This is a genomic window from uncultured Roseibium sp., from assembly GCF_963675095.2.
In the GTDB taxonomy this organism is placed as follows: domain Bacteria; phylum Pseudomonadota; class Alphaproteobacteria; order Rhizobiales; family Stappiaceae; genus Roseibium.
Genome location: NZ_CAXXSJ010000034.1, coordinates 97,483 through 117,985, shown reverse-complemented (window position 1 = coordinate 117,985; position 20,503 = coordinate 97,483). Strand labels below are relative to the sequence as shown.

General features: G+C 60.8%; 22 protein-coding genes, 2 tRNA genes and 2 pseudogenes. 16 read left to right on the top strand and 10 right to left on the bottom strand.

Going from position 1 to position 20,503, the window contains the following annotated elements; translation table 11 throughout:
- From ABIN98_RS13780 to ABIN98_RS13770, 3 genes are all read left to right on the top strand, one after another.
- Positions 1–381 (top strand): hypothetical protein (locus ABIN98_RS13780; protein ID WP_346910789.1); only part of this gene is annotated, 381 nt, incomplete at its 5' end.
- Between the two features lie 3 nt (positions 382–384).
- Positions 385–870 (top strand): DNA starvation/stationary phase protection protein, encoded by a 486-nt coding sequence (locus tag ABIN98_RS13775; RefSeq protein ID WP_346910788.1) that lies wholly within the window; start codon positions 385–387, stop codon positions 868–870.
- The gene (locus ABIN98_RS13770) at positions 842–910 is read left to right on the top strand and encodes a hypothetical protein (protein WP_394701499.1); all 69 of its coding nucleotides are present in this window, start codon (positions 842–844) and stop codon (positions 908–910) included. The genes ABIN98_RS13775 and ABIN98_RS13770 overlap by 29 nt, the downstream gene beginning before the upstream one ends.
- A 95-nt stretch (positions 911–1,005) precedes the next feature.
- On the opposite strand, the gene ABIN98_RS13765 is transcribed toward ABIN98_RS13770, so the two are convergent.
- Both ABIN98_RS13765 and ABIN98_RS13760 read right to left on the bottom strand, forming a co-directional pair.
- Positions 1,006–1,572 carry a sigma-70 family RNA polymerase sigma factor gene (locus tag ABIN98_RS13765; protein ID WP_346910786.1) on the bottom strand — a complete coding sequence of 189 codons (567 nt, stop codon included), beginning with the start codon at positions 1,570–1,572 and terminating at the stop codon, positions 1,006–1,008.
- Positions 1,569–1,787, bottom strand: coding sequence for a NepR family anti-sigma factor (locus ABIN98_RS13760; protein WP_346910784.1), 219 nt, complete (start codon positions 1,785–1,787; stop codon positions 1,569–1,571). The genes ABIN98_RS13765 and ABIN98_RS13760 overlap by 4 nt, the downstream gene beginning before the upstream one ends.
- A gap of 148 nt (positions 1,788–1,935) precedes the next feature.
- On the opposite strand from ABIN98_RS13760, the pseudogene ABIN98_RS13755 reads away from it, so the two are divergent.
- A pseudogene (locus ABIN98_RS13755) lies at positions 1,936–2,731 on the top strand (response regulator).
- 102 nt (positions 2,732–2,833) lie between these two features.
- Here ABIN98_RS13755 and ABIN98_RS13750 read toward each other — a convergent pair.
- Together ABIN98_RS13750 and ABIN98_RS13745 are read right to left on the bottom strand one after the other, a co-directional pair.
- Entirely contained in the window at positions 2,834–3,031 is a 198-nt protein-coding gene (locus tag ABIN98_RS13750) for a CsbD family protein (RefSeq protein ID WP_346910782.1), read from the bottom strand.
- A gap of 199 nt (positions 3,032–3,230) precedes the next feature.
- A complete protein-coding gene (locus ABIN98_RS13745; protein ID WP_346910781.1) occupies positions 3,231–3,410 on the bottom strand; it encodes a hypothetical protein in 180 nt (59 codons plus the stop codon).
- A 10-nt stretch (positions 3,411–3,420) separates the two neighbouring features.
- Here ABIN98_RS13745 and ABIN98_RS13740 point away from each other — a divergent pair.
- The 5 genes and pseudogenes from ABIN98_RS13740 to ABIN98_RS13720 form a co-directional block, all read left to right on the top strand.
- A pseudogene (locus ABIN98_RS13740) lies at positions 3,421–3,651 on the top strand (CHASE domain-containing protein); the annotation flags it as partial.
- The gene (locus tag ABIN98_RS13735; protein ID WP_346910779.1) at positions 3,542–4,558 is read left to right on the top strand and encodes a CHASE domain-containing protein; all 1,017 of its coding nucleotides are present in this window, start codon (positions 3,542–3,544) and stop codon (positions 4,556–4,558) included. The pseudogene ABIN98_RS13740 and the gene ABIN98_RS13735, both read left to right, overlap by 110 nt.
- Before the next feature lie 6 nt (positions 4,559–4,564).
- On the top strand, positions 4,565–5,008 hold the full coding sequence (locus tag ABIN98_RS13730) for a hypothetical protein (RefSeq protein WP_346910777.1): 444 nt from the start codon (positions 4,565–4,567) through the stop codon (positions 5,006–5,008).
- A gap of 4 nt (positions 5,009–5,012) precedes the next feature.
- A complete protein-coding gene (locus tag ABIN98_RS13725; protein ID WP_346910775.1) occupies positions 5,013–5,207 on the top strand; it encodes a hypothetical protein in 195 nt (64 codons plus the stop codon).
- A gap of 138 nt (positions 5,208–5,345) precedes the next feature.
- Complete coding sequence (locus ABIN98_RS13720; protein WP_346910773.1) at positions 5,346–6,368, top strand: AI-2E family transporter; 1,023 nt, start codon at positions 5,346–5,348, stop codon at positions 6,366–6,368.
- A gap of 126 nt (positions 6,369–6,494) precedes the next feature.
- Here the strand turns inward: ABIN98_RS13720 and ABIN98_RS13715 are convergent, their stop codons facing one another.
- Together ABIN98_RS13715 and ABIN98_RS13710 are read right to left on the bottom strand one after the other, a co-directional pair.
- Positions 6,495–6,779 (bottom strand): hypothetical protein, encoded by a 285-nt coding sequence (locus tag ABIN98_RS13715; RefSeq protein ID WP_346910771.1) that lies wholly within the window; start codon positions 6,777–6,779, stop codon positions 6,495–6,497.
- 241 nt (positions 6,780–7,020) lie between these two features.
- Positions 7,021–7,097: transfer RNA gene (locus ABIN98_RS13710), tRNA-Pro, on the bottom strand.
- A gap of 355 nt (positions 7,098–7,452) precedes the next feature.
- Between ABIN98_RS13710 and ABIN98_RS13705 the strand changes: the two genes are divergently transcribed.
- Positions 7,453–7,527: transfer RNA gene (locus tag ABIN98_RS13705), tRNA-Gln, on the top strand.
- Between the two features lie 314 nt (positions 7,528–7,841).
- On the top strand, positions 7,842–9,620 hold the full coding sequence (locus ABIN98_RS13700) for an SLC13 family permease (RefSeq protein WP_346910769.1): 1,779 nt from the start codon (positions 7,842–7,844) through the stop codon (positions 9,618–9,620).
- Positions 9,621–9,649: 29 nt separating this feature from the next.
- Here the strand turns inward: ABIN98_RS13700 and ABIN98_RS13695 are convergent, their stop codons facing one another.
- The 3 genes from ABIN98_RS13695 to ABIN98_RS13685 all read right to left on the bottom strand — a co-directional run bounded on the left by ABIN98_RS13695 (position 9,650) and on the right by ABIN98_RS13685 (position 12,706).
- Positions 9,650–10,132, bottom strand: a complete 483-nt coding sequence (locus ABIN98_RS13695; protein ID WP_346910767.1) for a PilZ domain-containing protein — start codon at positions 10,130–10,132, stop codon at positions 9,650–9,652.
- 224 nt (positions 10,133–10,356) lie between these two features.
- Positions 10,357–11,742, bottom strand: a complete 1,386-nt coding sequence (locus tag ABIN98_RS13690; RefSeq protein ID WP_346910765.1) for a multicopper oxidase family protein — start codon at positions 11,740–11,742, stop codon at positions 10,357–10,359.
- Between the two features lie 61 nt (positions 11,743–11,803).
- Positions 11,804–12,706, bottom strand: coding sequence for an ROK family protein (locus ABIN98_RS13685; RefSeq protein ID WP_346910763.1), 903 nt, complete (start codon positions 12,704–12,706; stop codon positions 11,804–11,806).
- 59 nt (positions 12,707–12,765) lie between these two features.
- On the opposite strand from ABIN98_RS13685, the gene nagA reads away from it, so the two are divergent.
- From nagA to cysN, 4 genes are all read left to right on the top strand, one after another.
- Positions 12,766–13,920: an N-acetylglucosamine-6-phosphate deacetylase gene (nagA, locus tag ABIN98_RS13680; protein WP_346910761.1), complete on the top strand. Its 1,155-nt coding sequence runs from the start codon at positions 12,766–12,768 to the stop codon at positions 13,918–13,920.
- 153 nt (positions 13,921–14,073) lie between these two features.
- Positions 14,074–14,940, top strand: a complete 867-nt coding sequence (cysQ, locus tag ABIN98_RS13675; protein WP_346910760.1) for a 3'(2'),5'-bisphosphate nucleotidase CysQ — start codon at positions 14,074–14,076, stop codon at positions 14,938–14,940.
- Between the two features lie 63 nt (positions 14,941–15,003).
- Complete coding sequence (cysD, locus tag ABIN98_RS13670) at positions 15,004–15,933, top strand: sulfate adenylyltransferase subunit CysD (protein WP_346910758.1); 930 nt, start codon at positions 15,004–15,006, stop codon at positions 15,931–15,933.
- Positions 15,933–17,837, top strand: coding sequence for a sulfate adenylyltransferase subunit CysN (cysN, locus tag ABIN98_RS13665; RefSeq protein WP_346910757.1), 1,905 nt, complete (start codon positions 15,933–15,935; stop codon positions 17,835–17,837). Before cysD ends, cysN begins: the two co-directional genes overlap by 1 nt.
- A 51-nt stretch (positions 17,838–17,888) precedes the next feature.
- Here cysN and ABIN98_RS13660 read toward each other — a convergent pair whose 3' ends face one another.
- Positions 17,889–19,280 carry a mannose-1-phosphate guanylyltransferase/mannose-6-phosphate isomerase gene (locus ABIN98_RS13660; RefSeq protein WP_346910755.1) on the bottom strand — a complete coding sequence of 464 codons (1,392 nt, stop codon included), beginning with the start codon at positions 19,278–19,280 and terminating at the stop codon, positions 17,889–17,891.
- A gap of 202 nt (positions 19,281–19,482) precedes the next feature.
- Between ABIN98_RS13660 and ABIN98_RS13655 the strand changes: the two genes are divergently transcribed.
- Positions 19,483–20,493: an SDR family NAD(P)-dependent oxidoreductase gene (locus tag ABIN98_RS13655; protein ID WP_346910754.1), complete on the top strand. Its 1,011-nt coding sequence runs from the start codon at positions 19,483–19,485 to the stop codon at positions 20,491–20,493.
- Positions 20,494–20,503: the final 10 nt, after the last annotated feature.

The window sequence follows — 20,503 nt, the reverse complement described above, 5'->3', positions numbered from 1 at the left end:
GTCCGGCGGGCGAAGCGCAACGCGTTAGTCTATGCGCTCGCAGGCCTGTTGCTGGTGACTGCCTATGTTTCGGCACTGATCGGCGGAGGGCTTTATCTCGCGGCAAGCGTCGGGGCCGTCAACGCGGCCTTTCTGATCGCAGCCGTTCAGGTCGCTGTTGCCGCACTGCTCATCGCGGTTCTCGCGGTGATCGATCGGATCGAGCGCCGGCGGGCGCAGCGTCACAATGGTGGGCGCGCTCTGGCCACGGCGGCAGCCGTATCGGCCCTGCCGACGCTGATGAAGTCGAAAGGCGCGCTGACGTTTTCCCTGATCGGTGGTCTGGCCCTGCTCGCGGTCCTGCGGGGCGGCGGCCAGGAGACCCAACACCAACTGAAGTAAGGAGTGAAAATTCATGTCCGGTATTTTCTGCTGTTCTCAACGTTGAAGTCCATGACGAGAAACTCGACATCGGTCTGGACCACAAAATACCTCACCAAGATCTCGGCCCAGTTGTCCGACATTCTGGCGGCGACCTATCGGCTGACGATCAAGAGCCATCTCTATCACTGGAACGTGGTCGGGCCGCTGTTCAAGCCGCTGCACGAACTGACAGAGGAACACTACAACGCCCTGTTTGCGGCCACCGACATCATCGCCGAACGTATCCGCGCGCTCGGCCACCTGGCTCCCGTCAGGCTCGGCGATGCCGCCGCGTTTGCGCCGAAGGTGTCTGAAGTGAAAAACACCTCGGCAATCGACATGATCGAGGATCTGATCGCGGATCACAGCGACGCCGTGAAAACCATGCGCAAGGGCCGCGGAAATGGCCGGCGATGCTGGCGACCCCGCTACCGAGGATATGCTGACGGCGCGCCTCGACTTCCATGAAAAGGCGCTGTGGATGTTGCGGGCGATTTCCGCCGCATAACCAGGGTCTCTGCCGGGGATCTGGCCCCGGCCTTGACTGGGCAGAAGGCGCGCGCCGACCCATCCGGCGTTGCGCCTTTTCGCCTAGGTCATGTCCTAAACCGGCTTTGCCGCCGTGCCGGCCGCAGGAAAGGCCATATCCGGTCCGAAGTCGTCGTCCTCGGCAAGAGACAGGAGTTCGCGCAAACTGGCACGGGCCCGGTTGACGCGGCTCTTCAAGGTGCCGACCGCGCATCCGCATATGGCGGCAGCTTCCTCGTAGGAAAAGCCGGAAGCACCCACAAGGACGATCGCTTCACGGTGATCGTTCGGGAGAGCTTCGAGGGCGCGCCGGAAATCCTTCAGATCGAGCGCCGCATGTTGACCCGGATGCACCGTAAGCCGTGCGGAGTGTTCTCCATCGCTGTCCGGGAGTTCCCGCCGGCGCAGTCGCAATTCGCTGTAGAAGTCGTTGCGAAGGATCCGGAAAAGCCAGGCTTTCATGTTGGTGCCGGGGGCGAAACTCTCCTGATTGGACCAGGCCTTGAGGATGGTGTTCTGCAGGAGATCGTCCGCCTGGTCGCTCCGTCCGCACAAGGAAACGGCAAAGGCGCGCAACGCCGGTAACTGGGCCAGGAGATCCCGCTTGAAATCCGGTGAGGCGCCGTCGCGCGCGCTGGTCATTTCCGACCCGCTTCCTCAGCGGCTTTTCCAGCCTTTTTCTCGGCTTCGTCAAGCTTTTCAAGAAGATCGAGAAACCGGTCGGGAATTCCTTCGTCCTCGACGGAATCGTAATATTCACGCAGTTTTTGCGTAATCGTCTCCTGAGCCTTCTGGAAGGAACCTGAGGTCGGCTGGGGGCTGGGCGACCGGTCTGCCGGTTTTTTCGATCCGTTCATGGAAGAGCGTCCAATCCTTGGTAGCAGGCCATCATACCGTTCCATTTATATCGGCCACGAGAAAAAAAGTTCAAACCGATGGAACTTTTCTTTCTCTTGTTCGTTTCCCTGTTGTTGAATGCCCATCCGGGCAAACAGGGAGTCACACATGTCACTTTCAACCCGCGTTGCGCCACATCTGCCCTTTCTGCGTCGATACGCAAGGGCAGTCACCGGAACGCAAAAATCCGGCGATGCTTATGTCGCAGCCGCGCTCGAGACGCTGATCGCGGATATCGGCAGCTTTCCGGAGACCAGCAGCGACCGTGTCTCTGTGTATAAACTGTTTGCGACCCTCTACGGTTCCACACAAATCGACGTTCCGGAGACCGAATCTCCCTATGCCTGGGAAAAGCGGGCGAGCACCAATCTCGCCATGCTGCCGTCGCCCGCACGTCAGGCTTTCCTGCTGACGTCAGTCGAGGGCTTTTTCCCATGCAGAGACGGCCGAGGTGCTCTCGGTTTCCCCGGACAAGATCGACGATCTTCTCAGGGAAGCGGCGGAAGGCATTTCCCGCCAGATCGCAACCGAGATCATGATCATCGAGGACGAACCGCTGATCGCAATGGACATCGAGCATATCGTCCAGGAACTCGGCCACCGGGTCACCGGCATCGCCCGGACCCACAAGGAGGCGGTCGAGCTCTTCAATCGGACGCAGCCGAAGATGGTCCTGGCCGATATTCAGCTTGCCGACGGCAGCTCCGGCATCGATGCGGTCAAGGATATCCTCCAGGCCAACGACATTCCGGTCATCTTCATCACTGCGTTCCCTGAACGGCTGCTGACAGGCGAACGGCCGGAACCGACCTTCCTGATCACCAAGCCGTTCAATCCGGAAATGGTGAAGGCTCTGATCAGTCAGGCCCTTTTCTTCGATCAAACCGTCGATGCCGCTGCGTAAGTGGCTGCAATTCAGGTGGTAAAAAATCAAGAGACCCGCGCCGCGATCTTGGGCGGCGCGGGTCTCTTTGTTTTCGGTCCCAACCGGACGAAACCAGAGGATTTAGTGGCGGGTCAACCAGTCGTCGATCTCGCGCTCGACGTCTTCCTGCGCCGATCCGTAGCGCTCCTGGATCTTTCCTGCGAGCTGCTTGCGGTTGCCGGCGATGACATCGAGGTCGTCACCGGTGAGCTTGCCCCACTTCTCCTGGACCTTGCCCTTGAATTGTTCCCAATTACCTTCGACTTGATTCCAGTTCATGGCTTTCTCCTGTTTCTTGAGGGGAACACAAGCGTGTTCCTGCTTCTAAAACGCGTCCGCAGCGCAGGAGTTCCATCATTCTCGCGAAACGATGTCGAATATGCCCAATCAATTGTTTTGGTGACAAAAATTATTGGCAGAAGAAAATGATACATGTAAAACGTGATCATTATCTTCAGGAAAGTCGCCAAGTGATACGCTATCTGCCGCCGGTCGTTTTTTGCCGTCGTTTGCCCTGATCGGTGCCAGTATGACCGCTGTCGTTTACGAGGCAGAGGAAACGGCCGACCGTATCCGTTTCGAAAATCTGGCCGAAGATGCGGTCGACCGGGTTGTCGAGCGTGTCAGCCAGCACATCACGCTGCTGATTTCGACGCATTCTTTCTTTAGTGCCCAATTCCGGACAAGTCGACAAGCCCGCTTTCGAACGCTACGTGGCCGGCCTTGATCTGGAAGGCGAATTCGAAGGGATCCGCGGCATCGGCTATGCACGCCTGATCACGACCGGAGATGAGGCCGGGGCGGCAAACGATTTGCAACGAAACTACGGACTCGACCGGGAAGTCTGGCCGGAAACCTCTCAGGACATCCGCACGCCGATCGTGTTGCTGGAACCTTCGGACGCGCGGAAACCAGGCGGCACTCGGTTACGACATGTTCTCCGAGGAACGCCGCAGGCACGCCATGCAGGCCGCGATGGCAAGCGGCGAGCCGACCGCAAGCGCTCCGGTGGAGCTGGTTCAGGAAATTACCGCGATCAAGCAGGCCGGGTTTCTGGTCTACATCCCGTTTTCGCAAGGGTCATCGCCGGGCAAGGTGGAAGGCTTCGTCTATGCGCCGTTCCGGGCAGGCGATCTGCATGTTGCCGCGCTGGACCGCACCCCGCAGCTTCCCGTGACGATGGAAACTTACGATACGACGGCTAGTGCGACGGGCGATCCTGTCGGCCTGCTGTTCCGATCCCCCGGCTACGAGGAAGACAATGCCTATGAGGGGCTCGTTGCCGAGAAGGTCGTCGACATGGTCGGCCGGCAATGGACCTTCAAGGTACATGCGACACCCGCCTTCCGGACCAGGACGCATCATTTCTATACCATCGTGATCGGCGGCGTTTCGCTCCTTCTGGCGGTCGCTCTGACCATGGCAAGCCGGTCCCAGCTCAAGTCGGTGGCAGCGGCAAACGAGCTGCGCCGGATTTCGGAGAAAACCGTCAAGGAAAAGGACCTGATGCTTCAGGAGATGAAGCATCGCATCAAGAATTCGATCGCGCGCGTCCTGGCAATCGCCCGGCAGACCGCCGCCAATTCGGAGACGATCGACGAATTCTCCCAATCGTTCACCGCGCGGCTCAATTCCATGGCAAACGCGCAGGACATGCTGACCCGTTCCCACTGGCAGCGGGCCGATCTGCGGGAACTTCTCAACACGGAGCTGGAACAGGTATTCGGCAGCAGCACCAGCGAGGACAAGATCACCGGTTCCGCGGGTGCTGCCTGGATGAGCGCACGACCCAGGCGCTCGGCCTGACCTTCCATGAACCTGGCCACGAACGCGCTCAAATACGGCGGCATCTCCACCAACAACGGCGATCTTCTGGTAAATTGGGAGTTCACCGGATCGGGCAAGTCGAAGCGGTTGCAGCTGGACTGGATCGAGACGTCGGCCGAGACGATCAGCGAACCGGAGGGAACCGGGTTCGGATCCCGGCTGATCGACGCCAATATCCGTGGCGAACTCGGCGGCACGATCGACCGAAGCTTCCGACCGAACGGCATGACCGGTGCGGATGATCATCCCGCTTTGACGTGTCCGCGGGCGGTCGCCCGGATCCGGTCACAGCCCCTGTTTTCTTCCCGTCTTGCGACGCTGAACTCTTCCCCCCCGTTGGCGTCAAACCCCGTCGCGCGTCCTTTTCGGAGGGAACCAATCGCCCTGTCCTGCATTTGGAATACAGGTCCTAACCGAAAAGGAGCTTGAAACCATGCAAGAGCGCAACAAGGGCGAACGGCAGAAACAGTTGGAGGAACCCCTGACACTTGCGGAAGATATCGAATTCGACGGCGGCCGTGCCGGCGGGAACCTTGCCCGGGATATCGGAACCAGGGATCACCTGAAACGCGCTTTCGAACGTCCGGCAGGCGCGACCCGCGCCAAAGGGCGCGACGAGGGCGAGTAAGTCAGACGCCTTTGGGACATTGAACGGCCTGACGGGTTGCATGGAACTTTATGCTGCCCACAGGCGTTGTTCTCCAATGCAGGAAAACCCCACCGGAGGCGCGTCAGGTCTTGCCCAGTTCGGATTTTGAAACCCAACTTGCCCCCGGCCGCACGGATATCGCTTATCCTCCTTGGCGGGATCGCGGTCGTCGGCGTTCTCGAATACGCGCAGGTGATCCTTGCGCCCATCGCCCTGGCCATCGTCATCGGGTTGATGTTCGGACCGCTCGCCGACCGGATCGAGCGGTTCGGCATCCCGCCCTGGGTGTCGGCCTTCGCCGCAGTGCTGATCTTTCTCGCCCTGATCGCATCCCTCGCCGCCACAGGTTTTGCGGTTCCGCTTTCCGACTGGATGGACAGGCTGCCGGCGATCTGGGCGCGACTGCAATCGGAACTGACGAGCTGGAAGGGCATCTTCGACTCGGTCGGCGGTTTGCAGGAACAGCTCCGCCAGGCCATGGGCCAGGGGGAGGGGATGAAGGTGAATGTCGACGACACGTCCGCGGTGGAGACGGTCGTCTATTTCGCGCCGGCCCTGATGGCGCAGATCGTCCTGTTCCTCGCCAGTATGTATTTCTTCATCGCAACACGGAACGAATTCCGGGAGGCTGTGCTGTCGCGCTGCGTCGCCCCGCGTTTGCGCCGGCGCGCGGCAGGCACTTTCCTGGAAGTGGAAGACAAGGTGTCGCGCTATCTGCTGTCGATCACCGGTGTCAATATCGTGCTCGGATTGGCGGTCGCAATCGTCCTGTTCGCACTCGGCGTGCCGTCTCCGCTTCTCTGGGGCCTGATGGCGGGCGTGCTCAACTACGTGATCTATATCGGCCCCGCGGTCATGGCCGTGGTTCTGACTGGCGTCGGCCTTGCGACCGCGGATACGGCACCGGGTATCCTGCTGCCGCCGCTGGCCTATCTCATCCTCAACCTGATCGAGGCCCAGATCGTGACGCCGCATGTTCTGGGACGTACCATGACCCTCAATCCGTTCCTGGTGTTTCTGGCCCTGGCCGGCTGGATCTGGCTCTGGGGCCCGGTGGGTGGCTTCATCGCGGTGCCCGCGCTGATCATCGCCGGCACGGTGATCTCCAATATTGCGCCGGAGCCGTCCGAGCCGTCGTGATCTGATCGACCCAGATCTGTGTTCAGGCTCTGCCTGCAAACGGCAGGGTCATTTCACCTGCATTCGCGCAAAGAAAAACCCGCCTGGAAACAGACGGGCTTTTTCTTTATTCGATTGTCGCGCTCTCTAAAGGCCGCTTACCTGGAATCCTTGAGCTACGGGCCAGCCGGTGCATGTGGTCGTTTGTGCCCGGGAAACGCACCGGACGTCCATCGGCTTCACATCGTCGAGTTTGGCGCGAAGATCGGCCTTCGTCTTTTGATTGGTCGTGACCGCGCCGGAAGCAGCAGCCTCGGCGGCGGCATCCTTCGATCCGGTTTCGTCGGCAATCAGGGCAGCGGTTACGCTTACCGTCATACCGAGGGCGACGGCAATGGTCGCGGCGCAAAGTTTCAGCGATTTGTTCGTCATAACAGCACCTCCACCCAATTAACGTTCGGGAAACGATTTGGTTTCATCGGAAGGTGCGGTTTAGCCGTTCACGGCTGCTTGAACGGGCGTGGCACGCTGGTCTGGCGGTCGGCCGTCCGGAACGGGGAGGGCAAAAAGCAGTAAGGGAACCTTGGCCGTTTACTGACCGGAATAAGACATCTCGGAGAGACCGTTGGACTCTCAAGCCAGAATGCGCTTCGCAACAAATGTTTAGGAAAAATGGTCGGAGTGAGAGGATTCGAACCTCCGACCCCCTCGTCCCGAACGAGGTGCGCTACCAGGCTGCGCTACACTCCGATCCAAAATTTTCAGGTTCACACAGGGAACCTGACGGGAACGGCGAAGTCTCCCCCGCCGGTGTGGAGCGTCTATTAGCACCGTGTGCCGGTGCCCGCAAGGGGGTTGTGCCAAGGCGGTGCAGAAAAAATCCTCGAGGCCGATAAGCCTTTCAATTTGGATAGGAATTTCCGGAAAAGGTCGGGTGTTTATCCGCATCTCCAAGCCGGAGGCGCTTTGCCGTCTGACGAAAAATCGGGGGCTGAAAGGGGAGAGCGGAGTGCGCTGGGGAAAACTTTCAAAAACCCGGTTTTGAAACGGCAACCCAAGTCTTGCACTCGCGCCTAAGCCCAGCTATACACCGGCCTCACATTCTTGGGGTGTAGCCAAGCGGTAAGGCAGCGGTTTTTGGTACCGCCATGCGAAGGTTCGAATCCTTCCACCCCAGCCACTCTTTCTTCAATGTATCGAGACACTTCCGCTATCGTGCGCAAACATCCGCACGGCCGGACATGGCGTGCACGGAATGGATCGGGAAACCGGCGTGACAAATGTCTGTTTACCGCTGAAACAGCCTCGGCTATGCATATCGCTGAAGACAGAAAGCATCTCCTGACCCTCGAATTGTAGCAGGTCCGTCAGGGCGATGAAGAACGGGCGAACGATCTTTCCATCTGATCGCGACGGGGCTGCCCTATGTCGTTGAATTTTTGAAGTGCCTTGCCGTCGGCGTATTCCAGAACGGCATTTGAGCGAGTGCACGGAATGTTCTTCGATCTTGGCGCAATCGCGCCATATGCCGCGCTGGGCCTTGTGTTCGCGATCTTTGCACTCTTCCTGAGCGAGCGGTTTTCGGCCGAGGTTATCGCACTTTGCGGTGTTGCCGCGGCCCTGCTGACGGGAATGGTCGCTATCGATGACGTGCTGGCAGCACTTGCCAACCCGGCCCCGGTCACGATCGGGGCGATGTTCGTGATCAGTGCCGCGCTCGTGCGAACCGGTGTTCTCGATGCGGTGGCCGAGCGCATGAGCCATGGGCTTGCCGACCGGCCGGTTCTCACCCTTGCCTCCTTCTTCTGCCTGGCCGGAGCGGCGTCGGCGATCATGAACAACACGCCGCTTGTCATGGTCCTCATCCCCGTGGTGTTCAGCCTGGCGCGGCAGCTTGGAACCAGCGCCTCCCGATACCTGATGCCGCTCAGTTTCATGGCGATCCTCGGCGGCACGTGCACGATGATCGGAACCTCGACCAACCTGCTGGTGGACGGCGTTGCGCGCGATCTGGGGCTTGCGCCGTTCGGGCTCTTCGAGATCGCGCCGCTCGGCGTTCCGCTTGCGGTGGTCGGAGGGCTCTTTCTCGCCTGGGCGTCGCCGCGTTTGCTGCCGCACCGCGCCGCACTTGCTGATTCCCCGGCGCTCGGTGAGCGGAAGTCCTGGACCGTGGAATTGTTCGTTCCCCCCGGATCGGCGCTTGTCGGGCGCAAGGTCCGCGACGTGCCCGATTTCCGCCGCAGCACCACCCGTATGATCGATCTGATCCGTCAGGACGTGTCCCTGCGGCGTACGCTCAACCGGGAAACGCTGTCGGCTGGCGACCGGGTTGTCCTGCGGACGTCGGATGCCGAGATCATGGGGTTCCGCGGACGGACCGCGGCGGGCCTGGAAATCGCCGGAACCGAGCTTGCCGGCACACGGCGCAACCATGTTCTGGAAGCCCTTGTGAATTCAGAGAAGGGGCCGGTGGCGAAGCTCGGCTGGCGGCGCAAGTACGGCGTCTACCCGATCGCCATTCATCGCAGGGGCATGTCGGTCGATCTTGCCGGAGACGATCCGTCTCTGCGCCCCGGTGACACGGTGCTGCTGGACGGGCCGGCGGAGAACGTCAGGCAACTGGCTGAAGAGGAGGGACTTATCCTGCTCGCGCCGATGAACGCCCGCGCCTACAGGCGTCATAAGGCACCGATCGTGCTTGCGGTTCTGGTCGCCGTTGTTGCCGGGGCCGCGTTGAATCTGGCGCCGATCCTCCCGCTTGCAATCATCGGCGCTGCCGTTGTTCTGGCAACGCGCTGCGTCGAGCCCGAGGAGGGGGTGGGCGCAATCGACGGCCGCCTTCTGTTGCTGATCGTCGGCATGCTGGTGCTGGGGACGGCGCTCGACAAGACCGGCGCCATGTCTCTGATTGTCGGCGGCCTGGCCTCTCCCCTTGGCCATCTGCCTCCGATCCTCGCCCTAGCGGTGGTCTACTTCGTGACGTCGATCCTGACCGAATTCGTCACCAACAATGCCGTGGCCGTCATCATGACGTCGATTGCCGTCGGCATCGCGACGCAACTGGGCCTGGATCCGCGCGCCTTCGTGGTGGCGGTGATGTTCGGAGCCAGCGCCAGTTTTGCCACGCCGATCGGCTATCAGACCAACACAATGGTCTACAGCGCCGGTGGCTACCGGTTTTCGGATTTTCTGCGTATCGGCCTGCCGATGAACGTTCTCTGCGGGATGGTCACGATCCTGCTCGCGCCCCTGATCTGGCCATTGACGTCCTGAATATGGACGGCGCTTTCGGAGGCGATTGGTTACCGCTTGCCGAAGGTCTTGGCGCGACCACGGGCAGGCGACACCGAGCCCGGAATGCCGTCATTGCCGCTCGCTGCGGAAAAACGCGAGGCCATGTCGTCGAGATCGGCGTTTCTTCTAAGGTTCGGCAGAGCCTGGTCCGAGGGGCGCAGAACCTGGGCGCGCTCAAGCTTGATCTGCCGTTTTTCCGATACGAACTGCACGCCGCAGGCAAGACCATCTTCCCAGCGCCGCTCGCAGGTGACCTCGAACCCTTCCAGTTCGATCCGCAGTTCGAATTCCTTCGGGATCAGGTAGGCCTGTTCGAATTCAAGGCGAGCGCCATTGGGTGAGATGTTGCGGACGACGCAAGGGACGCTACGCAAACCTTCCTTGAACAGAACCTTCGCCTTTTTCAGCACGCGGGCTCTGTGTTCGCGCGGTACTTCGAGTTCCTGAAGGTCCTCACTCTCCGCGGGGATGGGTGTGTCTGTATCCTGCATCCGACAAGTCCCTGACTGGCATTCCAGCCCTTCACCCGATTTAACCGCTAAGCCGTTGATATTCTCTGAACAAATTTCGCCTGTGATATTGGCATTTGTTGCAGTTCTGGCGTGCTGGATGAGGAAAAATACCAAGGTTCCGCGTGGCGGCGGGCAGGTTTGGACCCACGGCCTAATTCGGGCCGCTGCTTAGATCGATCGACCGAGAGGGTTGGCCTGTGGCCTTACGCTTCCACACGGATATAGCCGGTCAGGCCTGTTTTCTGATGCTCTATCACATGGCAGTGAAAGGCCCAGTCACCCGGATTGTCCGCGATCAGAGCGACTTCCAGGGTTTCCTCCTTCTGCAACAGAACCGTATCGGTCACCAGCGGCGGAAGGGGCCGCTTGTTGGACCGCAGCAGTTTGAAGGAATGCCCGTGCAGATGGATTGGATGGGCGTTCGGGGATTCGTTTCTGAAACGCAGGATATAGGGCTTGCCTTGTTTCAAGACGGCTAGCGGGTCAATCGGGCTGGGCACATCGCCTTGCCAGGCAACCCGGTTGATCGACCAGAACGTATAGCCGAGCGTACCGCAGATACTCGGCAACGGCGCATCACCCTGGGGCGACCAGCCGAACACGAATTCGACGGTTTCCGCCTTGGCGGGATCGACGTCTGGCACCGGATTGCGTGCCAGCGGTTTCAGCTCTGCCAGGCTCCGTTTGGCGCTTGTTCCTGTCGGGCGGAAGGTTGCGAGCGTTTTGGGGCCCTTTTGCGTTCGCAGGCTGAGAGTGACGGTCTGGTCTTCGGCGTCTGGAACCCGAAGCGCAATGTCCGCCCGTTGTCCCGGAGCGATGACCAGGTCCCTGGGCGCAATCGGTTGCGGCAGGGGATTGGAATCAAGCGCGATCACCCGGGCGTCGGCGCCGGTCAGGCTGTAGGTGCCGATCCGGGTCACGTCCGTCAACGCCAACCGCAGGCGCACCAGGCTGCCGGCGGGCAAGTCATAGGTCGGTGCGACTTCCCAGTTGACCGTGGAAACGGTGCCGAGCGTTCCGCCGCGGGCCGCATTGCGCGCCTTGAACAGTTTGAGAAACTGCCCGTCGCTGCCGAGGCGGAAATCCCGGATATTGAGCACGAGATCCTGATCGAACCCGGGATCTTCGGCGTCTTCGACCACGAGCACACCCGTCAGTCCTTTGGCCATCTGCGCCAGGGTGTTGCAATGGGGATGGTACCAGAACGTCCCCGCATCCGGAGGGACAAGCGTGTAGCGGAAGCTCTCGCCGGGTTCGATCGGGTTTTGGGTAAGATAGGGAACGCCGTCCATCTCGTTGGCAACGCGAAGCCCGTGCCAATGGACCACGGTCGCCTCATTGAGGTCGTTGACGACGTCGACCGTAAAACGCTCCCCCTGCCGCATACGCAGGATCGGTGCCGGGCCGCCGGTCCCGAAACCCATCATGCCTTTGGTAACGGTGTCGGGCAGAATCGAATGATCGAGCGCCGAGATCGGAAGCCTCATGTCCGCCGCGTTCGCCCGTGTCGCGGCAAGCCCTCCGCCGGCAAAGGCTGTCGCGGTCACGGCACTTCCGAGCAAAAGCTCGCGACGGGACATTCCCAGCATGAAGTTGGCCTTTCAATTTTCAAGTAAATAAGACTATCAGGTTCAGGTTTTCCCGCAATCGTCAGCCGAATGCAAGACGTCCGGCAATTGCTGCCCCAACGAGGCCGCCATCCTTGGCATGTTCTCCCGGAACAACCAGCGGTTCGGTGTATCCGGCCAGGGTCAGAGCGCGGGTCTTTTCGTCGATGAGCGCGATCAGTCTTGCCTCATTGGACAATCCGCCGCCGACCGGCACAATATCGGCGCCGGTGAGGTTGACGGCCATGGCAAGGGCGCGCGACAGCAGCGTGGCGTAGACCTCCACCGACCGGCCGGTCTTTGGCTCGCCGTCTTCCCAGCCGGTCGTGATCTCCTTGGCGGAAAGCGTTTCCTCAAACAGCAGCGTGTGTATCCGCTTTAAACCCCGGGCAGATCCGGCCGCATCGACGCAGTTGGTCAGGCCGCAACCGCAGGGAAACGGCGGCAGCCCCTCGATCGTGCCGCCCGCCGTTGGATCGATCACCGGGCCGTGGCCCCATTCGCCGGCAATCCCGCCGTGACCCGCAACCAGCTTGCCGTCGACGACCAGTCCGCCGCCGACGCCGGAGCCGAGTATGATCGCGAAGACATTCGCCTTGCCGCGTCCGGTGCCCTGAAGTGCTTCTGCCAGGGCAAAACAATCCGCGTCGTTGGTGATCCGGATCGGGCGTTGCAGGGCTGCTGCAAGCTCGTCTTCTGCCCTGAGACCGTTGAGAGAGGGAATGTTCGCAACCCTGGCCAGACCGGTGCGCCGATCATAGGCGCCGGCAAGTGAGACTGAGACCGGACACACGTCCTGCGCCTGCAGGCAGGATTTGACAGCGGTCACGAACGCCGACCAGTCTCCGGAAGGCGTTTTGATCCGCGCTTCCTCCGCAATGGTGCCGTCTGGTTTCAGACGCCCGTGCCGGATATAGGTACCACCGATGTCAAAACAGTCGATCATGACATTCCTGAATCGCTTGACGCCGTGCATTGTAACGGCAGCCTAAAGGAAACGGACCGGTGGCCGCAGGCAAGGCTTATTTTTCCAGCGCGATTTTCGATGGTGCGACCCTGCGCGAAGGTGTGGCCCTGCTTGTGAAAGGGGGCCGAGTCACCGGGGTTGTTCCGAACGTGGAGGTTCCCGACGATCATGAGAAGATCGACCTGGGCGACGGGACCCTGTCGCCGGGCCTGGTCGATCTTCAGGTCAACGGCGGCGGTGGCCTGATGCTCGGCGACATCGACAGCGTTGACGATCTCGCCCGGATCTGCCGGGCACATATCGGCCTGGGCACCACCGCTCTGCTGCCGACCCTGATCACCGACACGCTGGAAAACACGGCAAAGGTACTGAAGATCGCCGGCGAGGCCGCACGACAGACGGTTCCCGGTTTCGCGGGGTTGCACCTGGAGGGACCGCATCTGGATCCAGCCAGAAAAGGCGCACACGATGCCAGGCTGATCCGGCCGATGGAGGCGGCGGATCTGGACGTCTATCTCGAGACCGCCCGGACCTTGCCGACCCTGATGATGACCGTCGCACCTGAAGCCGTGACCCCGGATCAGATACGGAAACTGATGAAAGCGGGGGTGACCGTCAGCCTTGGACACAGCAACGCCACTTATGATGCGGCTTACGCGTGCGTGGAGGCCGGCGCCACCTGCATAACCCATCTCTACAACGCCATGAGCCCGCTGGCGCACCGCGACCCGGGCATGGTTGGCGCCGCTCTCAATATCGGACAGCTTCACGCCGGGCTGATAGCCGACGGTGTCCATGTCGACCCGGCGGCTGTTGAAATCGCCCTGCGCGCCAAGAAAGGACCGGGCGCGATCTTCCTCGTGACGGACGCCATGGCGGTCGCCGGAACCGGCCAGACGGAATTCTCGCTCGGCGGGCGCCGGATCCTGCGGGCTGATGGACGGCTCACCCTGGAAGACGGGACCTTGGCCGGGGCCGACATCACGTTGCCGGCCGCAATCCGATTTTTACAGGAGCAGGTTGGTCTTTCACGCGAAAAAGCACTTGTCATGGCTACCGGTTGTCCTGCCGGTGTACTCGGCAGGTCAGGTGAGATAGGGACCCTCGCAACGGGAGTTCGAGCCGATTTCATCCATTTTAATGCCGAGGGAGACGTCAGAGCCGTCTGGCTGGGAGGGACGCGTCAACCTTAACGACACATTTAACGCATGCAGTCTTTTTCGCAGTTGCACAAATTTGAGACTAAATTATCATTTACAACCAATTTAGAGAAACAGAATTCGTTCTTGTTGCAGCGGTCCGGGCTTAAGCTCTGCAGCCGTTGAGAGTGTTTTAAAAGGTAAGTTATGCCTGACATTGGTTCGTATCCTGAAGCCGGTACCGGCGCTTCTTTACTGGCCTTGGCGATTGCCGCGGGTGCCAAGATTCTTGAGATTTATGCCGAACCGTTTGAAGCGTCGGAAAAGTCTGACGGATCTCCTGTGACGGCTGCGGATGCGGCCGCGGAAGCGGTCATTCTGGCGGGTCTGGAACGGCTTTTCCCCGGTGTTCCGGTCGTTGCCGAAGAGGCGGTCGAGGCGGGGAGCCTTCCCGCTGTTTCGGGGCGATATTTTCTGGTCGACCCTCTGGATGGAACCCGAGAGTTCCTGAAGCGCAACGGCGAGTTCACGGTCAACATCGCGCTGATTGAAAACGGTGTTCCCGTGTTCGGCGTCGTGTTGGCGCCGGCTCTCGATGAACTCTACTGGGGCGGTTCCTTGCCTGCGGATCTGGGCGGTGGGGAAACGGCTGTTTCGGGGGCCTTTTCGGGCAAGGTGTCGGGGGACCGGATTACGGATGTGGCGCCGATAACGGTTCGCAGCCGGCCGGCCGGCGGCCTGTCGGTTCTGGCGAGCCGATCGCATCTGTCGGAAGAAACCGCGGCCCTGATCGACCGGCTCGATGTGGTCGAGCGTCTATCGGTGGGCTCCAGCCTGAAACTGTGCTGGGTGGCAGCGGGCAAGGCCGACCTTTATCCGCGGTTGTCTCCCACCATGCAGTGGGACATTGCCGCCGGAGATGCGGTTCTCAGGGCTGCCGGTGGCCATGTGCTTGAAGCGGACAGCCTGAAGCCGCTCGCCTATTCGGTGCCTGCGGGTGCTGAAAAGAGCGACCTTCTCAATCCGCATTTTATCGCCTTGAGCGACCCGGATCTGCTGGCGGCCCTTGCCTGATCCGGACACGGAAAGACACCGCCGGAGTTTACGTCCGGCCTGACATTTGAGGTTTTGACACTCATGAACGTGACAGCAAACGGCCTGACCGCGCAGCGCTTGAGCAACTTGCGCCGGCTGGAGGCGGAAAGCATTCACATTATCCGCGAGGTTGCGGCGGAATTCCGCAACCCGGTGATGCTTTATTCCATCGGCAAGGATTCCGGTGTGATGCTGCATCTGGCGATGAAGGCGTTTTATCCGTCCAAACCGCCGTTTCCGCTGCTCCATGTGGACACGACGTGGAAGTTCCGGGACATGATCACCTTCCGCGACGAAACCGCGAAGCGGCTCGGTCTGGACCTGATCGTCTATTCCAATCCGGAGGGGTTGGCGCAGGGGATCAATCCCTTCGAGCACGGCTCTTCGGCCTATACCCACGTGATGAAGACGGAAGCGCTGAAGCAGGCGCTGACGAAATACGGCTTCGATGCGGCCTTCGGCGGAGCGCGCCGGGACGAGGAAAAGTCCCGTGCCAAGGAACGGGTGTTCTCGTTCCGCAATTCCAGCCACGGCTGGGATCCGAAGAACCAGCGGCCGGAACTGTGGAACATCTACAATGCCCGCGTGGCAAAAGGCGAAAGCATCCGCGCGTTTCCGCTCTCCAACTGGACCGAGCTCGATATCTGGCAGTACATCCTGACCGAGGACATCCCGATGGTGCCGCTCTACAAGGCGGCGACCCGTCCCGTGGTGGAACGCGACGGCATGCTGATCATGGTCGATGACGAGCGCATGCCGCTGCTGGCGGGCGAGGTGGTTCAGGAAAAGATGGTGCGGTTCCGCACGCTCGGCTGCTATCCGCTGACCGGCGCCATTGAATCGGATGCCGATACCCTGCCGGCCATCGTCAAGGAAATGCTGATCGCCCGGACCTCGGAACGGTCCGGCCGCCTGATCGACCATGACGACGCCGCTTCCATGGAAAAGAAAAAGCGCGAGGGCTACTTCTGATGTCGATGAGCGAACAGATCCTGGCCTCCGAAGAGGCCGTCACCGACTATATCCTCGCCCAGGAAGACAAGGACCAGCTGCGGTTCCTGACCTGCGGCTCGGTGGATGACGGCAAGTCGACCCTGATCGGCCGGCTTCTCTATGACACCAAGCTGATCTTCGAGGATCAGCTTGCGGCGCTCGAACGGGATTCCAAGAAACACGGCACGGTCGGCGAGGAGATCGATCTGGCGCTGCTGGTCGACGGTCTGGAGGCCGAGCGCGAGCAGGGGATCACGATCGACGTGGCCTACCGGTTCTTTGCGACCGACAAGCGCAAGTTCATCGTCGCCGACACGCCGGGCCATGAGCAATATACCCGTAACATGGCAACCGGTGCCTCCACCGCAGATCTGGCGGTGCTTCTGGTCGATGCGCGCAACGGCCTGATGGTGCAGACCCGCAGGCATGCCTTCATCGCCTCGCTTCTGGGCATTCGTCATGTGGTGCTTGCGGTCAACAAGATCGACCTGGTCGACTATTCCGAAGCGCGGTTTGAGGAAATCCGGGCCGAATTCGAAACCTTTGCCAACGGCTTCGATTTCGAAACCTTCGTCGCGATTCCCATGTCGGCGCGCTTTGGCGACAATGTCACCGCCAGAAGCGAGCGCATGGGCTGGTACGACGGTCCGACCCTTCTGGAGCATCTGGAAGGCGTCGATGTGGGCGAGCATGTGCTGGAGGCGCCGTTCCGCTTCCCCGTCCAGTGGGTGAACCGTCCGAACCTGGATTTCCGCGGCTATTCGGGCACGATTGCCAGCGGCCGGGTTGCCGTCGGCGACAGTGTCGTCGTGGCAGGGCCGGGCAAGGCCTCGAAGGTCGCCAGGATCATCGCGCCCGAAGGGGACGTGAACGCCGCGCGCGCCGAAGAGGCCGTGACCATCACGCTTGAGGACGAGATCGACATCTCCCGCGGGGATCAGTTGTGCGCTCCGGAGGCCCGTCCCGACGTGGCCGACCAGATGGCGGCTCACCTGATCTGGATGGCGGACGACGCCATGTTGCCGGGCCGGTCTTACCTGATGAAGATCGGGACGAAGACGGTGACGGCGACGGTGACGGAGATCAAGCACAAGATCAACGTCAACTCCTTCGAGCATGCGGCGGCCAAGAAGCTGGATCTCAACGAGATCGCCTTCTGCAATCTGGCCCTGAGCCAGGCGGTCGCCTTCGATCCTTACGAGGCGAACCGGTCGACCGGCTCCTTCATCCTGATCGACCGCATGACCAACGCGACGGTGGGGGCCGGCATGGTGTGGTTCGCGCTTCGGCGTGCGACCAACATCCACTGGCAGGCGCTCGAGGTGGACAAGGCCGCCCGCGCGGAGAGCCTCGGCCAGAAGCCGGCGGTCCTGTGGTTCACCGGGCTGTCCGGTTCCGGCAAGTCGACCATCGCCTCCATCGTGGAAAAGAAGCTCCACGCAGAAGGCAAGCAGACCTACACGCTCGACGGCGACAACATCCGCCACGGGCTGAACCGGGACCTGGGCTTTACCGACGCGGACCGGGTGGAAAACATCCGCCGGGTGGGCGAGGTGGCGCGGCTCTTTGCCGACGCGGGTCTGATCACGCTGGTGTCGTTCATCTCGCCGTTCCGCTCCGAACGCCGGATGGCGCGGGACCTGCTGGAGGACGGCGAGTTCTTCGAGGTCTTCGTGGATACGCCGATCGAGGAGTGCAAGAAGCGCGACCCGAAAGGTCTCTACAAGAGGGCGGAAGCCGGCGAGATCAAGAACTTCACCGGCATCGACAGCCCCTATGAGGCGCCCGAACACGCCGAGATCCACCTGCACAACGTCAACCGGGACCCGGAAGACGTCGCCGACGAGGTCATCGCATTCCTCAAGGAAAAGGGTGTCGTCTGACCAAGCGGGATCCAAAAACGAAAGGCCGGGCAATCGCCCGGCCTTTTTTGATCAGGCGCCCGTGTGCCGGACGATGTCGTCTTCGTCCAGATAGGTTCCGGACTGGACCTCGATCATGCGCACCGGGATCTTGCCCGGATTGAAAAGCTTGTGCTTTGCCCCCAGCGGCACATAGGCCGACTGGTTTTCCGTCAAAAGCCGGACTTCGCCGTTGATGGTGACTTCGACCGTTCCGGAAACGACGATCCAGTGTTCCGCCCGGTGCAGATGGCTTTGCAGGGTCAGGTTCTGGCCCGGCCGGATCATCATGGACTGGACGGAGAACCGGTCGCCGGAGCTGATGCGCTCGGTGTATCCCCAGGGCTTGTAGGCGCGCGGATGGGCCTTGGTCTCGCTTCGCCCTTCCGCTTCGAGCTGCTCGACGATCTTCTTCACGTCCTGCGCCTTGTCCTTGTGGGAGACAAGGACCGCATCGCGGGTCGCAATGACGAAAACGTCTTCCAGGCCTATGACCGAAACCAGTCCCTCGTCTGCATAAGCCAGGCAATTGTCCGCGTTCAGGAAACGGACGTCACCGAGCCCGCTGTTGCCACGGGGGTCCTTGTCCAGAACACCCCAGATCGCGGACCAGGAGCCGAGATCGTCCCATTGCGGCGAAACGGGCACGCAGGAGACATTCTTCGCCCGCTCCATGATCGCATAGTCGATGGAAATGTTTTCCAGCCGGGAGAAAGCGTCCGGATCGAGCCGCGTGAAGTCGAGATCCCGCGAGCGGGTCGCCATGGCCTCGCGAACGGCGGTGAGCAGGTCCGGCTGATGGGCTTCGAAAGCCTCCAGCATCGCCTTGGCGGAATACAGGAAGATGCCGGCATTCCAGACGTAATTGCCGGCACTCAGGAACGTCTTCGCGGTTTCCAGGTCGGGCTTTTCGACGAAGGCTTCCACCTCCCGGACAGGGGCTTCGCCTGCCATCAGACGAATATAACCGTAGCCTGTGTTCGGTTCGGACGGCGTGATGCCGAAGGTGACGATCCGTCCGGCGCGGGCGGCAGAGGCCGCGTCCTGAACCGCTGAGAGGAAGATATCTTCCCGCCCGATCAGATGGTCGGAGGGAAGCAGCAGAACCAGAGCATCCGGATCTTTTTCCGCGGCAATCATCGCGGCCATTGCGGCGGGAGCGGCCGTATTGCGGCCCATGGGTTCCAGGAGGATGGTGTCCGCTTCAATGCCGATTTCAGCAAGCTGCTCACCCATCAGGAACCGGTGATCGTTGTTGCCGATCACGATCGGTTCGGCAAACGCCTCGCCGCGCACGCGGTTGCAGGTTTTCTGGAAAAGACTTTCGCCATTGAAAATAGGCAGGAATTGCTTCGGACGGTCCTTGCGCGACAGGGGCCACAATCGCGATCCGATACCGCCGGAGAGAATGCAGGGAAATATCATTGAGAGACCTTATCGCTTCGCGTCGGGAGACGAAATAAAGACAGTTTAGGCTAAATTTACGTCGTTCTATAGCGTAGCATCGGAAGGCTGGCAAAAGGTAAAGCCGGATGCATAACCATATGTTCGGCTTTGTCTTTTGTGTGACATTCACTTCATGTTATCGATCAGCCGATCTTATCAGAAATTGCGAGTCTGAAGTTCCATGAAAACGGTTCTGGTTACCGGCTCCGCCGGCTTCATCGGGTATTTCCTGTGCACGCGCCTGCTTCAGGACGGGTTTCGCGTCATCGGGCTCGATGCGATGACCGATTATTATGACGTGGCGTTGAAGGAACGGCGCCACCAGATGCTTCTGCAGAACCAGCATTTCAAGGCAATCAATGCGCGGGTCGAGGACCCGGATGTGCTGATGAGCCTGTTTCGGACCGAGACACCCGACATCGTCATTCACCTGGCCGCGCAGGCGGGCGTGCGGTACTCGATCGAGCAGCCGCGGTCTTACCTGGAAAGCAACATCTGCGGGACGTTCGAGCTGCTGGAAGCCGCGCGCGCCCATCCGCCGCAACACATGCTTCTGGCCTCGACGTCGTCGGCTTATGGCGCCAACACTCATATGCCCTATACGGAGACCGACAAGTCCGACCACCAGCTTTCCTTCTACGCCGCCACCAAGAAGGCGACGGAGAACATGGCGCATTCCTACGCGCATCTGTTCGGTCTGCCGGTCACCATGTTCCGCTTCTTCACCGTCTACGGCCCGTGGGGGCGGCCGGACATGGCGCTGTTCAAGTTCACCAAGGCTATCCTCGAGGGCAAGCCGATCGATGTCTACAATTACGGCGACATGAAGCGGGACTTCACCTATGTGGAGGATCTCGTTGAGGGCATCCGGCTGCTGATCGATGCGGTTCCCGTTCGCCCGGAAGACGGCATCGTTCCGGAAGGTGACAGCCTGTCGCCGGTCGCCCCTTGGCGTATCGTCAACATCGGCAATTCAGAGGCGGTTCAGCTCACCGACTTCATCAAGGCGATTGAAGATGCGACCGGCCGCAAGGCGGAGCAGAACCTGATGCCCATGCAGGCCGGCGACGTTCCCGCGACCTGGGCCAATGCGAACCTTCTGCAGACGCTCACCGGCTACCGGCCGAAAACCTCGGTACACGAAGGTGTTGCCCGCTTCGTCGAGTGGTACCGGGATTATTACCAGATCTGAGCCTGAGGCG

Bases quoted from the DNA above. Each gene is read 5' to 3' on its own strand.
- ABIN98_RS13735 (WP_346910779.1), top strand. From the start codon at position 3,542: ATGAGGCCGGGGCGGCAAACGATTTGCAACGAAACTACGGACTCGACC.
- ABIN98_RS13660 (WP_346910755.1), bottom strand. From the start codon at position 19,280: ATGATATTTCCCTGCATTCTCTCCGGCGGTATCGGATCGCGATTGTGG.
- ABIN98_RS13725 (WP_346910775.1), top strand. From the start codon at position 5,013: ATGCAAGAGCGCAACAAGGGCGAACGGCAGAAACAGTTGGAGGAACCC.
- cysD (WP_346910758.1), top strand. From the start codon at position 15,004: ATGAACGTGACAGCAAACGGCCTGACCGCGCAGCGCTTGAGCAACTTG.
- ABIN98_RS13655 (WP_346910754.1), top strand. From the start codon at position 19,483: ATGAAAACGGTTCTGGTTACCGGCTCCGCCGGCTTCATCGGGTATTTC.
- ABIN98_RS13715 (WP_346910771.1), bottom strand. From the start codon at position 6,779: ATGACGAACAAATCGCTGAAACTTTGCGCCGCGACCATTGCCGTCGCC.
- ABIN98_RS13685 (WP_346910763.1), bottom strand. From the start codon at position 12,706: ATGATCGACTGTTTTGACATCGGTGGTACCTATATCCGGCACGGGCGT.
- ABIN98_RS13730 (WP_346910777.1), top strand. From the start codon at position 4,565: ATGAACCTGGCCACGAACGCGCTCAAATACGGCGGCATCTCCACCAAC.
- ABIN98_RS13745 (WP_346910781.1), bottom strand. From the start codon at position 3,410: ATGCGTCGAAATCAGCAGCGTGATGTGCTGGCTGACACGCTCGACAAC.
- ABIN98_RS13700 (WP_346910769.1), top strand. From the start codon at position 7,842: ATGTTCTTCGATCTTGGCGCAATCGCGCCATATGCCGCGCTGGGCCTT.
- ABIN98_RS13695 (WP_346910767.1), bottom strand. From the start codon at position 10,132: ATGCAGGATACAGACACACCCATCCCCGCGGAGAGTGAGGACCTTCAG.
- ABIN98_RS13750 (WP_346910782.1), bottom strand. From the start codon at position 3,031: ATGAACTGGAATCAAGTCGAAGGTAATTGGGAACAATTCAAGGGCAAG.
- cysN (WP_346910757.1), top strand. From the start codon at position 15,933: ATGTCGATGAGCGAACAGATCCTGGCCTCCGAAGAGGCCGTCACCGAC.
- ABIN98_RS13760 (WP_346910784.1), bottom strand. From the start codon at position 1,787: ATGAACGGATCGAAAAAACCGGCAGACCGGTCGCCCAGCCCCCAGCCG.
- cysQ (WP_346910760.1), top strand. From the start codon at position 14,074: ATGCCTGACATTGGTTCGTATCCTGAAGCCGGTACCGGCGCTTCTTTA.
- ABIN98_RS13690 (WP_346910765.1), bottom strand. From the start codon at position 11,742: ATGCTGGGAATGTCCCGTCGCGAGCTTTTGCTCGGAAGTGCCGTGACC.
- ABIN98_RS13765 (WP_346910786.1), bottom strand. From the start codon at position 1,572: ATGACCAGCGCGCGCGACGGCGCCTCACCGGATTTCAAGCGGGATCTC.